Source organism: Geobacter anodireducens, from assembly GCA_001628815.1.
GTDB classification, from domain to species: domain Bacteria; phylum Desulfobacterota; class Desulfuromonadia; order Geobacterales; family Geobacteraceae; genus Geobacter; species Geobacter anodireducens.
The window spans coordinates 683627-697280 of the sequence record CP014963.1; the positions used below are offsets into that span (position 1 = coordinate 683627).

At 63.0% G+C, this 13654-nt stretch carries 11 protein-coding genes and 1 pseudogene; all 12 read left to right on the forward strand.

Annotated features, from left to right (window positions below; translation table 11 throughout):
- Positions 1-85 precede the first annotated feature (85 nt).
- The 12 genes and pseudogenes from A2G06_03235 (at position 86) to A2G06_03290 (ending at position 13638) form a co-directional block, all read left to right on the forward strand.
- Positions 86-2329 (forward strand): hypothetical protein, encoded by a 2244-nt coding sequence (locus A2G06_03235; protein ID ANA39547.1) that lies wholly within the window; start codon positions 86-88, stop codon positions 2327-2329.
- Between the two features lie 74 nt (positions 2330-2403).
- Positions 2404-3405 carry a glycosyl transferase family 2 gene (locus A2G06_03240; protein ID ANA39548.1) on the forward strand — a complete coding sequence of 334 codons (1002 nt, stop codon included), beginning with the start codon at positions 2404-2406 and terminating at the stop codon, positions 3403-3405.
- A complete protein-coding gene (locus A2G06_03245; protein ANA39549.1) occupies positions 3402-4901 on the forward strand; it encodes a hypothetical protein in 1500 nt (499 codons plus the stop codon). Before A2G06_03240 ends, A2G06_03245 begins: the two co-directional genes overlap by 4 nt.
- Before the next feature lie 8 nt (positions 4902-4909).
- Positions 4910-5860: a glycosyl transferase gene (locus A2G06_03250; GenBank protein ID ANA39550.1), complete on the forward strand. Its 951-nt coding sequence runs from the start codon at positions 4910-4912 to the stop codon at positions 5858-5860.
- A 24-nt stretch (positions 5861-5884) separates the two neighbouring features.
- Entirely contained in the window at positions 5885-7036 is a 1152-nt protein-coding gene (locus A2G06_03255) for a glycoside hydrolase (protein ID ANA39551.1), read from the forward strand.
- Between the two features lie 40 nt (positions 7037-7076).
- On the forward strand, positions 7077-7715 hold the full coding sequence (locus tag A2G06_03260) for a transcriptional regulator (protein ANA39552.1): 639 nt from the start codon (positions 7077-7079) through the stop codon (positions 7713-7715).
- Entirely contained in the window at positions 7712-8761 is a 1050-nt protein-coding gene (locus A2G06_03265; protein ID ANA39553.1) for a GDP-mannose 4,6-dehydratase, read from the forward strand. Before A2G06_03260 ends, A2G06_03265 begins: the two co-directional genes overlap by 4 nt.
- A pseudogene (locus tag A2G06_03270) lies at positions 8754-9697 on the forward strand (GDP-fucose synthetase). The gene A2G06_03265 and the pseudogene A2G06_03270 overlap by 8 nt, the downstream one beginning before the upstream one ends.
- Positions 9694-10539 carry an SAM-dependent methyltransferase gene (locus tag A2G06_03275; GenBank protein ID ANA39554.1) on the forward strand — a complete coding sequence of 282 codons (846 nt, stop codon included), beginning with the start codon at positions 9694-9696 and terminating at the stop codon, positions 10537-10539. The pseudogene A2G06_03270 and the gene A2G06_03275 overlap by 4 nt, the downstream one beginning before the upstream one ends.
- On the forward strand, positions 10539-11939 hold the full coding sequence (locus tag A2G06_03280; protein ANA41583.1) for a sugar transporter: 1401 nt from the start codon (positions 10539-10541) through the stop codon (positions 11937-11939). Before A2G06_03275 ends, A2G06_03280 begins: the two co-directional genes overlap by 1 nt.
- Positions 11939-12661 (forward strand): SAM-dependent methyltransferase, encoded by a 723-nt coding sequence (locus tag A2G06_03285; protein ID ANA39555.1) that lies wholly within the window; start codon positions 11939-11941, stop codon positions 12659-12661. Before A2G06_03280 ends, A2G06_03285 begins: the two co-directional genes overlap by 1 nt.
- A gap of 11 nt (positions 12662-12672) precedes the next feature.
- Positions 12673-13638 carry a glycosyl transferase gene (locus A2G06_03290; protein ID ANA39556.1) on the forward strand — a complete coding sequence of 322 codons (966 nt, stop codon included), beginning with the start codon at positions 12673-12675 and terminating at the stop codon, positions 13636-13638.
- Positions 13639-13654: the final 16 nt, after the last annotated feature.

Below are 13654 nucleotides of genomic sequence, written 5' to 3' on the forward strand. Positions count from 1 at the left end.
TGGTTTCTCGTGGAGTGGGTGTGAACGTGTTGCCGTCTCCGGCGGAATGCCGGAGTGATCCGTGGGTTCCATGACGCTAGGACGCATGCACATAGGGCTGGCGTCAGTGTCGGTCTTGGCCGGCCTGGTTCTTTGCTCGCCCGCATCGGTGCGGGCCGGTATTTCCGGCGAGGCGGAGCTGGGATACGTGCGCTATGAGGCCGATGCCAACGGCTCCCGGATCAGCGATGCCCATTCGTTCTATCAGCGCTACTCCTTGCTGTATGAGACATCCGGCGAGCTTTACAAGGGCAGGGTCGGGCGCTACGACCTTGCCCTGGGCTACGAGTGGGGCTCCTTTGATACGAAGATAAAGAATCCCTCCAATCCCACCGACCCCCAGACCAACTACAACCCCTCCGTCAGTGCCGGGCATTTGCTGTATCGCGGCGAAGTGGTGCTCGATCCGCTGGAGCTCCCCCTGCGGCTCAGAGCCTACAGCTATGACACGAACCGGATCAACATGCACGAGGACCTGTCCGGCATTGACGGTTCGTCGATCTTTGCGCCGAGGCTGATCACCAACCTTTACGACGGTACCCACATCAATAGCGGCGCAACCCTGGTCTTCGGGGTGAAGAACGGCCTGACCAATGGTTATAACGCCATTTTCCGGCATATCCCGCTGGTCATGCTCGACTACCGCGACGATCTCAACCGGGACCTGAAGAGTCTGACCCCCGTGGATACGCGCATGCGCCGTCTGGCCTTCGTGAGCCTGAACAAGAGGGACAACTGGTTCCACTACCGGACCACCGACTTCAGGGACTACCTCAACACCGACCAGTCCTTCAAGGAAACCCAGATGCAGATCGGCACGGTCGATCACCTGCTGGCGCGGCGGTGGATCGACCTGACCAACTGGGTGAAGATCTCGGCCGACGGCCAGTTCACCAAGCACGCGAGTTCAATGCCGGCCAACTCCTTTGAAGCTTACGAGCTTAACCTGTTCGCCGTGGCTTCCCGCAAGACCTGGGATGCACGGACCTTTTCCAGCTTTTCCCGGCTGCTCGACGATGAAGGGATTACCCTGGAGCGGACGGTGCCCTTCTATGCAAGCGGTGTCCTTGGCGCCGATGTGGACTGGAAGGCCAGCCTCTATTCCAATGAAAAGCGGATTCAGTCCCCCAGCGGCAGCGTGGTCAACAACTCCAACTACAACGCTTCGGTCCGCGCCGACATGTTCCGGCGCTCTCCCTTCACTCTGGGGGTGGTGGTGCGTGGGGAGAGCACCGAGAGTTACGGCTCGAAACTGCTTTCCTTCGAAGGAGGCGTCGAAACGGCAAGCACTGCGCGCCTTTCGCGTGACTACAGCCTGTCGGGGAGCTATACGGTCAAGTACTTCGATGCGACCGGCGGTACCGGTTCGGGCGACGGCTACCTCAACCAGAACGTCCTTGGCCGTGTGGCGTATGTGGCATCGCCCACCTGGCGTTTCGAGGTGGAGGAGGACCTGTCCGCGGCCAGCGGCACCAATCCGCGCAACTTCAACAATTCGGCGATCACCGTGAACAGCGGATTCAGCAGCGGCACGAGCACGGTATCGGGCTCTGCCATCTCGTTCCAGCGCCGCAACAGCGAAATCGACGAATATGTCCGCTCCGTTACCACGGTCAGCGCGGCCTGGCGTCCCTTCTCCCGCACCTCGCTCAGCTTTTCGGTCAGCGAAGACGTCCTCATGCAGTCGGGAGCGCCGACCGACTTCCTGACCACCTTCCGCAGTACCATCGACTACAGTACGCCGACCTTTTTGGCCCGGATGCGCAACAGCTACAACGTGCGGATGGTCGGTGGCGAGAGCATCGACTATCTGGAAAGCGTGGGCACCCTGGAATACCGTCCCGTCCGGCAGTTGGAGGGACTTCTCACCTATACCTACAACGTGGGCGACGTGGACGTGAACACCAGGAGCGAGTTTCTGGACCTGCGGCAGCGGCTGGGTTACAGCTTCTACACCCTGAGCGGGGCGAACAGGAAACTGCTGGAACTCTACGAGGAGTTCACCTATAATCGCACCCTGAACACGGGGACGGTGGCCAACGAGCTCAACACCACCAGGCGGTTTACCCTGGGCGCGCGGTATTTCCCGCTCCGCAGCCTGTTTGTTGGGGCGGATGCGCGCTACTCGCTCATCGAGCCGGGAAGCATCACGGAGCAGCTCTATACCGGCGTGGTGGGACTCAATTTCCGGAAACTCCAGGCTAACCTGGAGTATACCTACGGCAAGCGGGACGGCAGCGACAACCGGATCGAGAAGCGGATCGCCGCAAACATGAAGAAGTTTTTCTGACAACGGGTTCCGTCGCCCCTGCTGGATACCAACTGTGAAAAAACCGGGCCGGACCCGGTTTTTCTTTTGTCGCCATGGCCGATTCCATTACCTTTTCCATTATCATTCCCGTGAAGCCGGGCGGAACCGTCCGTGCCCTCGATCGCCTCAGGTCGCTCGCGTATCCCTCCTCGCACATGGAGGTCCTGGTGGCCGAGGGGACGCGGCCGAGCCGTCAGCGTAACCAGGCTGCAGCCGCTGCAGCGGGCGAGATGCTCTACTTTCTGGATGACGACTCTCTGGCCTCACCGGATTTTCTGGCGCGGGCGGCAGCGCATCTGGCCGATCCCTCCGTAGCCGCCGTGGGCGGCCCGTCGCTCACTCCTGCATCCGACAGCCGATTCCAGCGCGCCATCGGCGTCGTTCTGGCGTCACGGCTGGGTGGGGGCGGGGCGCGCAACCGCTACCGCGCCACCGGCAGCCCACGCCGGACGAGCGAGCGGGAACTGATCCTCTGCAACCTGGCCATGCGCCGGGATGTCTTCCTGGCGGAGGGAGGCCTTGACGAGCGGCTCTACCCCAACGAGGAGAACGAGCTCATGGACCGGATCTCGAAGCGGGGAATGGGCCTCGTGCACGACCCGGATCTGGCTGTCCGGCGGAGCCAGCGATCTACGTTCCGGGCGTTTGTCCGCCAGTTTTTCGGCTACGGAAGGGGGCGCGGAGAGCAGACCCGCATTGCCGGTGTGCGCTCTGTGGTTGATTTCCTGCCAACGGTGTTTCTGATCTACCTGCTTCTCCTGCCGGTCGCGCCCTGGGCTCCCTGTTTCCTGCCTGCCGCCCTCTACGGTGCGGCGGTGATGGTGTCGGCCCTGTCGGGCGCCGTGCGTTCGCGCCTCTATGCCGCATTGCCGTGGCTTGTGGTGCTCTATCCGACACTCCACCTCTGTTATGGGGCCGGCCTCTTGAAAGGCCTGCTGACACCCCGCTTCAGGTCGGAGGCAGGGGAAACCGCGGCGGTCACGATCCGTTGCATCAAGGAGTTCGGCGCTCCCTGGCATCTGCCTGCCCACGGTACCGGGGAGGTTCCACAATGACGGCATCGCCGCTGCCGCACAAGCGCATCCTGCTCGTCTTTTTTCTTCTGGTGACCGTGACGGTCTACGGGAACACTTTTTTCAACCAGTGGACCTATGACGATATCCCCGTTGTCCTGAAGAACCCCGATACCCACTCGCTTGCCGGTTTTGCCCGGAACACGATGCCCGGCCGCCCCATGCGCGAGCTCACCTACATCCCCGACCATCTCCTGTTCGGCGACCAGCCCGCCGGCTATCGCATCCAGCAACTGGCCTGGCACGGAGTGAACGGACTGCTGCTGGTCGCCCTGTTCCACGCCCTGGGGGTAGAGCTTCCCTTTGCCCTCATGGGGGCGCTTCTCTTCCTGGTGCACCCCCTCCAGTCCGAGTCGGTGGCCGGCATCGCGCACCGCAAGGAGTTGCTGGCCCTGCTCTTTGCCCTCGGTGCCGTGCTCTGCTTCGTGGGGAGTTTCGCCGCCGCCGGGGGGCGGCGCCTTGCCTTGTGGCTCGCTGCTCTTGCCGCGTACGGCGGCGCACTCCTTGCCAATGAGGCCACGGTGACGCTGCCGCTCGTGGCTCTCCTCTACGAATGGCTGATGGTGGAACCGGGGAAACGGGTGCTGCTCAGGCGCCCCCTCGTGGCACTTCTCTTCCTCGTGGCGGCCGGTGCGGCGCTCATGTACCGGTTCCGGGGGCTCCTGGCCCCTGAACATTTGCTCACGGTCTATTCCAAGAACAGCTTTGGTGCTTCGGAGAGCTATCTTCCCCTCTTCATGGGTGCCATGAAGGCCTTCGGATTCTATCTCTCCAAGATCGTTCTCCCGGTCCGCCTGGCCCCCGAGTATGTTTTCCGGCTCTCCGAAAGCCTCTGGCAACCGTGGGCGTTGCTGTCGCTCGGGCTCCTTGCGGCAGTGGCAAGCGCGGCGGTCTTTCTCCGTCGCCGGCTTCCCCTGGTATCGTTCGGTATCGGCTGGTTCCTCATCTTCTGGCTGCCGGTTTCCAACCTGGTTCCCGTGGCCTACCTGGCGGCGGACCGGTACATGTACCTCTGCCTTCCCGGCGTTGGGCTCGTCCTGGCGGGCTGTCTCCAGCGCTGGCCCCACCGGAGGTTTGTCGGCGCCTCCTGCCTCGTGATTGTTGTGTTCGCCGGGCTCACCGTGATACAAAACGGGTACTGGCGCAGCGAACATACCCTCTGGCGGCATGCGGTCAGGGTCAATCCCGACTCTACCTGGGTGCGCGAGACGGTGGGGCTGAGTTACCTGCTGACGGGGGATTACGAGCAGGCGGCGGCGCATGCGCGGGAGGCGCTGCGGATCGACCGGTTCAACATCCGGGCGTACCTGACCCTGGCCAAGGCCGAGGAGCGGCGCGGCAATCTGGCCGAGGCGGTGCTCAATTACGAGAAGTTCACCATGTTCGGCGCCATGGAGTACCCGGACGAAGCCGCCCAGGTCAGGCTCTATCTGCCTGTCCTGCGGCAGCGTCAGGCAGTGCAGAGGCAACATCAGTGAGGTGCCCGGTGGAACTGAGTATCGTTGTTCCGATCTACAATGAGGAAGAGACTATTCCGCATCTTCATGCGCGGGTGAGCGACGCCCTGACCGGGTCAGGCATCGACTACGAGCTGATTCTCGTGGATGACGGCTCCTCTGACGGCTCGTTCGCCCTGCTGCGGGAGATTGCCCAGCAGGACCGGCGGGTGAAGGTGATCCGCTTCCGCCGCAACTTCGGCCAGACCGCCGCCATGGCGGCCGGCTTCGATGCGGCCCGGGGCAGGGTCATCGTGCCCATGGACGGCGACCTCCAGAACGATCCGGCTGACATTCCGACGCTCCTGGCCACGATCGACGAGGGATACGACGTGGTCTCGGGCTGGCGCAAGGACCGGCAGGACACCTTCGTCAACCGGCGCCTTCCCTCCATTATCGCCAATGCCCTCATCTCCCGGATGACAGGGGTCCACCTCCACGATTACGGCTGCACCCTGAAGGCCTACCGGCGCGAGGTGCTGGACGGGGTGAACCTGTACGGAGAGATGCACCGGTTCGTCCCCGCCCTGGCCTCCCAGGTGGGGGCGCGGGTGGCGGAGATCCCGGTCCGTCACCATGCCCGCCTCTACGGCACGAGCAAGTACGGCATCTCCCGCACCATGCGCGTCGTTCTGGACCTGATGACGGTGAAGTTCCTGCTCACCTACTCCACCAAGCCGATCCAGCTCTTCGGCAAGTGGGGGATCTATACCATCCTGGCCGGATTCCTGACCGGCGGGCTCACCCTCTCTATGAAGCTCTTCGAGGGGATGAGCATGAACCGCAATCCCCTCCTGATCCTGACCGCCTTTCTCCTCTTCGGCGGAGTACAGTTCATCGCCCTCGGCCTGCTGGGCGAGGTGAACGCCCGCACCTATCACGAGTCCCAGGGGAAACCGATCTACGTCGTCCGGGAGAAGATCAATCTGGATGAAGGGTAGGGGGGCGGCGCCGTGAGGATTCTCATGCTGGCCCCCACGCCGTTTTTCGCCGACCGCGGATGCCACGTCAGGATTTACGAAGAGGCCCGGACGCTCATGGCCCGCGGGCACCAGGTGCGGATCGTCACCTACCACCTGGGGCGGGACATGGCGGGCATCCCCACGGACCGCACCCTGCGCGTCCCCTGGTACACGAAGCTCTCCGCCGGGCCCTCCTGGCACAAGCCCTACCTGGACATCCTCCTCTGCGGCACCGCCCTGCGCGCGGCCCGGCGCCTGCGGCCCGACCTGATCCATGCCCACCTGCATGAAGGGGCGTTCTTCGGCGTGTTCCTGAAAAAACTGCTGGGCGTCCCCCTCCTGTTCGACTGTCAGGGGAGCCTCACCATGGAATTGGCCGACCACGGGTTTGTCCGCGAAGGGTCGCTGCTCTACCGGTTTTTCGCTCTGCTGGAGGGGTGGATCAACCGCAGCGCCGATGCCATCGTGACCAGCTCGGGGCCGGGCCGGACCGATCTCGTCACGAAGTGGGGGGTGCCGCCGGCAAAGGTGACGGCCCTCATGGACGGGGTCGATACCGCGGTGTTCCGCCCCCATGACCGCACGGAGGTGCGCCGCCGGCTCGGCATCGCGCCGGACGTGCCGCTGGCGGTCTATCTGGGGGTGCTGAACCGCTACCAGGGGATCGACCTTCTCCTCTCGGCCATGGTGATCCTCAAATCCCAGGGCAGCCCGCTTCGGCTTCTGGCCATGGGATTTCCGGAGAAGGGGTATCGGCAGAAGGCGCGCGACCTGGGCATCGCCGACATGGTGACCTTTACGGGGCGGATCGACTACGGCAAGGCGCCCCTCTACCTTTCGGCGGGTGACATGGCCGTGTCGCCCAAGGTGTCCCTGACCGAGGCCAACGGCAAGCTCTTCAACTACATGGCGTGCGGGCTCCCCACCATTGCCTTCGATACGCCGGTGAACCGGGAAATCCTGGGCGAGGCGGGCATTTATGCCCGTTATGGCGACGCGGCGGATCTGGCCGCGCACCTGGCCGGCCTGGCAGGCGATGCGGCCGCTCGGGCCGAGCGTGCCCGCCTGGCGCGGGAACGGGCCGAGCGCGAACATTCCTGGCAGGCTCGGGCCGGCATCCTCGAAGCGGTCTACCGCCGGATGAAGCGCGCATAACCGATTGCATTCCCGTGGAAAGTAGAGTATCGTTCATTTCATGAACGACCTTCGCGAAAAGGATGAATCCTATCGCTCCTTTCTGCTCCTGTCGGCCATCTCGTCGGAGGAGCCCCTGTCCCAGCGCGAAATCGCCCGCCAGGTCGGCATCGCCCTCGGGCTCGTCAACTCCTACCTGAAACACCTCGTGGACAAGGGGTTTGTGCGGATCAAGTCCTTTCCCCGGAACCGCTACGCCTATCTCCTCACCCCGCGGGGGCTTGCCGAAAAAAGCCGCCTTGCCTATGAACACCTGAGCTCGTTCACGACCCTCTTCCGCGTTGCCCGCCAGGATTATCTCGCCCTGTTCCGGGCGCTCAGGGCTCAGGGAATCGGGCGGGTGGCCTTCTGCGGCGTGGACGAGGTGGCGGAGATCGCCTACCTGTCGCTGCGGGAGGTGGGACTGGAGCTGGCCCTGGTCATGGACCAGGCGGCCGACGGCCGCGAGTTTTTCGGCAAGCCCGTGGTGTCCATTCCCCATGGGCTCCTGGCGGGCAACCACCATATCGTCATCACCACGTTCAAGCGCCGGGAGGCCCTGCGGGAAGAGCTCCTGCAGCGGGGCGCGGCCCCGGAGCTTCTGCACCAGGCCGGCGAACCGGCCGGCGAAATTCAGTCAATTAGGGAGGAACATCCGTGAAGCGCGCACTCATAACCGGCATTTCAGGCCAGGACGGCTCGTACCTGGCGGAACTGCTCCTTGGCAAGGGATACGAGGTCCACGGCGTCATCCGGCGTTCGTCATCGTTCAATACCGGGCGGATCGACCACCTCTACCGGGACCCCCACGAGCCCGACGTGCGGCTTTTTCTCCACTACGGCGACCTGAACGACGCCAGTTCCATCAACCGGGTCCTGCGCGAGGTGCGACCCGACGAGATTTACAACCTGGGCGCCCAGAGCCATGTCCGGGTTTCCTTCGATGTCCCCGAGTACACGGGGGAGATCGATGCCCTCGGCACTGTGCGGTTGCTGGAAGGCATTCGCGAGACCGGGCTGAACACGAGATTCTATCAGGCATCGTCCTCAGAGCTGTACGGCAAGGTTGTGGAGACGCCCCAGAAGGAAACCACCCCCTTCTATCCCCGCTCACCCTATGCCTGCGCCAAGGCCTACGCCTACTATATCACCCTCAACTATCGCGAGAGTTACGGCATGTACGCCTGTAACGGCATCCTGTTCAACCACGAGTCGCCGCGCCGCGGCGAGACGTTCGTCACCCGGAAGATCACCCGGGCTGCCGGCCGGATCAAGACGGGTCTTCAGGATCGGCTCTATCTCGGGAATCTGGATGCCAAGCGCGACTGGGGCTTTGCCGGGGACTACGTGGAAGCCATGTGGCTCATGCTCCAGCAGCAGGAAGCCGACGACTTCGTGGTGGCCACGGGCGAGACCTGGTCGGTGCGGGAGTTCGCCGAGCGGGTCTTCGCACGGCTCGGCATGCCCCTGGAGTGGCAGGGGAAAGGGGTGCACGAGAAGGGAATCGACGCGAACAGCGGGAAGATCGTGATCGAGATCGACCCCCGCTATTTCCGGCCGGCGGAGGTGGACCTGCTGCTGGGCGATTCTGCCAAGGCCCGGCGCCAGCTCGGCTGGCAGCCCCGGGTGGACTTCCAGGGGCTCGTGGACATGATGACCGATGCGGACCTGGCATTGGCCGAGCGGGAGAAGCGGGCCGATGGATAGGAGCGCCAGGATCTACGTTGCCGGCCACCGGGGATTGGTGGGGTCGGCCATTGTACGGAAACTGACCGCAGAGGGATACGGGAACCTGCTCCTGCGCACGAGCGGTGAGCTGGACCTGCGGGACCAGGCCGCGGTGGCGGCGTTCTTCGCTGCGGAGCGGCCCGACTACGTCTTTCTCGCCGCGGCCAAGGTGGGGGGCATCGTCGCCAACAACACCTATCCGGCCGAGTTCATCTACGACAACCTGATGATCGAGCCAACGTCATCCACAGCGCCTATCGCACCGGCGTGTCGAAGCTCCTCTTCCTGGGGAGCACCTGCATCTACCCCAAGATGGCGTCCCAGCCGATCCGTGAGGAGTATCTCCTGACCGGCCCACTGGAGCCCACCAACGAAGCCTACGCCATCGCCAAGATCGCCGGCATATCCCTGTGCCGCTCCTACAACCGGCAGTACGGCACCCGCTTCATTGCGGCCATGCCGACCAACCTTTACGGTCCCAACGATAACTTCGATCTTGAGAAGTCCCATGTCCTCCCCGCCCTGATCCGCAAGTTCCACGAGGCAAAGGTCGCCGGCGCCCCTTCGGTCACGATCTGGGGCACGGGTACGCCGCTGCGGGAGTTCATCCACGTGGATGACGTGGCCGACGCCGCGCTCTATCTCATGCGCCACCACGAAGGCAATGACATCGTCAACATCGGCAGCGGCGAAGAGATCTCCATCCGGGACCTGGCGCTGCTGGTTAAAAAAATCGTGGGCTTCGAAGGTGAACTCGTCTTTGACGCGTCAAAGCCCGACGGCACCCCCCGCAAGCTCTCGGACGTGTCCCGGCTGCATTCGCTGGGCTGGCGGCACCGGATCGGGCTGGAGGAGGGAGTGGGGGGGACGTACGAGTGGTTTGTCGGCCAGGGGTTCCCCGCGGAGACGACGTGATCCCCGTTCCGGTGAAAAACATCGCCCGGTTCCTGATGCACCGGAGAGCGTGGCGGTTCGTTTCGTTCGACTACTGCCCCGTCTGCGACACCCGGAGCATGATCGTCTATTCGCGCGAACTCGAACAGTGGCTGGCCGACCTTACCGCGTCGTGGGAGGCCGGGGAAGACTTCAAGCACATGCTCGCCATGAGGGAGAATTTCCTCTGCGTCACCTGCATGGCCAATTCCAGGATGAGGATGCTGGCCCGGACCGTGCTCGATCTGTGCGGCCACGCCACGAGCGGCGACCTGGCGCGCAGGCTCCGCTCCGACCCACAGTTTTCGGTCTACGAAACAGCGGCATACAACATCTTTCGCATCGACGCCCTGAAGGCATGCCCGCGCTACGTGGTTTCGGAGTATCTCGCGCCCGACCGGTTCGGCGAAACCATCGGCGGCGTGCGGAACGAATCCCTCGAGTGCCTGACCTTTCCCGACAACAGTTTCGATGTGGTTATCAACAGTGACGTGCTTGAGCATGTGGCGGATCTCCATAAGTCGCTCGAAGAAGTCCGCAGGGTGCTGAAACCCGGTGGTTATCACGTCCTGACGGTACCGGTCGACTATTCCCTGGAGCACACTGTCGAGAGAGCCCGCATGGGGCAGGGAGGCATCGAGTATCTCAGGTCGCCGGTCATGCACGGCGATACGGTGCGGAACACCGGCGTGCTCGTATTCAGGGATTTCGGCAGGGATGCCGCCTCCTGTCTGAGCCGCGAAGGGTTCCCGTGCCTGGAAATGCAACTCCCCGGCCGGCACGGAGAGATCGCCTCCGTGTTTATCGGTAAAAAGGCAGCATGATGGACGGCAAGCTTACGTTTCGGGCGGTTGCCGAAGCAGTCGCCCTTCTGCTGGGCGCGGCGAGCATGATCTATATGAGCCGGGTCGTGGGTCCGGAGTACGTCGGTTTCAGCGCTGCGACGAGTGCGGTACTGCTCCTTCTGGCCCGGTTCGCCGACGGCGGCCTGACAGCGCTTTCTTCGCAGCGGCTTGCCCGCGACGACGATACCCTGGGCTCCCTCCTCGCGTTGACTGTTCCGCCGAAGATCGCTCTCTCGTGCGCGGTGATCGCCGCAACGCTGCTGGTGGCCAGGCTCGCCGGGATCGATCCGCGTCTGGCGTACTTCCTGTCAACGGCCGTCTTTCTCATCTTCTTCGAAGTGTTCTCTCCGGCCTGGGTCTTCGTGGCACTGGGAGAGATCAACACGGCGTCTTTTATCCGGGTCGCCCAAAGCTCCATCTATGCCCTGGTCGTGTTTGCGTTCATACGGGCGCCCCTCGACTGGCAGAAGCTGCCGTACATCATGGTGCTGAACTCGGCATTGGGCTGCGTGCTCGCACTGCTGTTCCTCGGCCGGCGCAGGGTGCTTTCGCTGGACCGGCGACAGTTCGGCCCAGCCTATGGCCGGAAGATCCGCCAGGCGTTCGCGGAGAGCCGTCACTTTCTCAAAGCGGATCTCTCCCTGTACGTGTTCACCACGTCAGACCGGCTGATCCTGTATTACTTCGCCACTCCCCATGCGGTCGGCATCTATGAGGCGGCGTACAAGATCATCAATCCGTTCTATGCCATCAGCTCCATCGTTACGCCGACGATGTTCCGGCCGCTTGCCCAATCGTTCAAACAGGGGACACCGGCCGCGGTACTTTCGCGCTTCACCTTTTTGATGCTTGTTGGTACGGTCCCCCTGGGATTTTTCCTGCTCCTGTTTTCGGATAGCATCATCATGACCCTGTACGGCCCTTCGTTCAGCGAAAGCATCGCCTGTTTGCAGGTGCTCGGCTTCGCCATTTCGCTCGGCTATGCGGCAGGGGCGATCGTGCTGCCGTTTTCGGCCTGGAATATGGCTCGGGAGTACGGGGCAACCATGACATACGGCAACATTTTCAATGTGCTGCTCAATGTCGCGCTCATCCCTTCCCTGGGGGGCGTGGGGGCGGCACTGTCGACCGTGGCGGCCAAGCTGGCGGTTGCCCTGGCCGCGTACCGTCATTTCAGGAACGTGACCGATTATCCGATACTCTCCGACCTGCTGCTGTTTGCGGTCATGGCGTGCGCCCCTCTGCTTCTCGTGCTGGCACTCGGTCTGGCCGTTGAAAACGCCGTGATCCTGATGGCGGTCTATGCCGCTTCATATGCGGCTCTCGTTCTGGTGCTGGTACGAACCCGTTACTCTCGTCTCTGGAAGGATGCAGTTTGATGACTATTACCGATGACTTCATCGCCAAATCAAAGTACTCCGATCTGGGCCGCTACTGCGTTACGGCATTCGTCAAATCGGTCGCTGACGGGCTTGCGCCGGGAAGCAGTCTGCTGGATGCCGGCGCGGGGGAATGCGCCTACAAGGGGCTCTTCCGCCACTGCGACTACAAGGCGGCTGATATGGCAATAGGCGACAGCACGTGGAATTACGACCACCTGGACTATAAGGCCCCCCTCGACAATCTGCCGATTCCGGACGCCAGCTTCGACGCCGTGCTGTGCACCCAGGTTCTTGAGCACCTGCAGAAGCCCCTTGAATGCGTCAAGGAGATGCACCGCGTCCTGAAGCCGGGCGGCCGCCTTTTCCTGACGGTGCCCATGGCGCAGGACGAACATCAGACCCCGCACGATTACTTCAGGTATACCTCGTACGGGCTCAAGTACCTCTGCACGGCGGCGGGATTCAGCGAGGTGAGCGTTGTCCCCATGGGCGGGATGTTCCTGCGGTGGGCCTACGAACTGCCCAGGGCGCTGCGCATGTTCCCCAAGGCACGGAATAGCGGGGCATCCGGAATCCGTCTCGCCGGCGTGCTTCTCTATCCTCTCCGCGTCGCGCTGGGCCTGGTGATTCCCGTCTGCCAGGCCATGCTTCTTTTTCTCGACCGTTTCGACACCGTCCGGAACGACCCGTGGGGCTGGGAGCTGACGGCTCGCAAATGAGAGGGGCGTGCATGCGCGAGATTCCGCTTGTGTCCGTCGCCCTGGCGACCTATAACGGCGAACGCTATCTCAGGCGCCAGCTTGACTCGGTTCTGGCGCAGACCTATCGCAACATCGAGATCGTCGTCTCCGACGACTGTTCGCGCGATGGAACGGTTGCCATTCTGGAGGAGTACCGCCGGGCGCACGGCATAACCTTCCGGGTGAATGAACGCAATCTCGGCTTTGTGAGGAATTTCGAGCGGGCCCTTGCCGGTTGCAGCGGGGAGTTCATAGCGCTTTCCGACCAGGACGACATCTGGCTCCCCGAAAAGATCGAGACCCTGGTGCGGGAGATCGGCCCGCACTCTCTGATATATACCGACGCGCTCCTGATCGACGGGGACGACCAGCCGTTGCCCGGCTCACTGGTGGAGGTTTCCGGGGTAAGGCCGGTCAGCGGCACCTGCTTCGAATACTTTGTCTGCAACAATTGCGTCACCGGGTGCACGGCCATGCTCAGGCGTGATCTCCTGGCAACCGCGCTGCCGATCCCCGAAGAGGAAACCTACCACGACTGGTGGCTCGCGGTCGCGGCCTCGCGCCGCAACGGGGTCGTTTATCATGCCGCGAAGCTGACGAAGTATCGGCAGCATGCGCACAATTATACCGGCGCAAACGTGAGGGCGGGGCTGCCGACGCGGATCGCCGCCCACCTCATGGGCAAAACCGCGGCGGAAAAACGCGGATACTATGAGCTGCTTGCCGGCAGGGCGCGTCGCTATCGTGAAATGGCCGACAGGTTGAACCTGACCCCGGCGGAATGGTCGTTTCTGGAAGAGGTCGGCGCATATGCGGAATCTCTTCTTTCCGGCGGCAACAGGATGAAAGCATTCGCTCTGGCACTGAAGCACAGGGATACGCTTTTCCCCGCCGCCGGGAGGGTGGAGAAACTCTTGTTCGTCTTCAGCAAGCTCATTGCCGCCCGGGCAATCTGATTCGTTACGGAGAGAG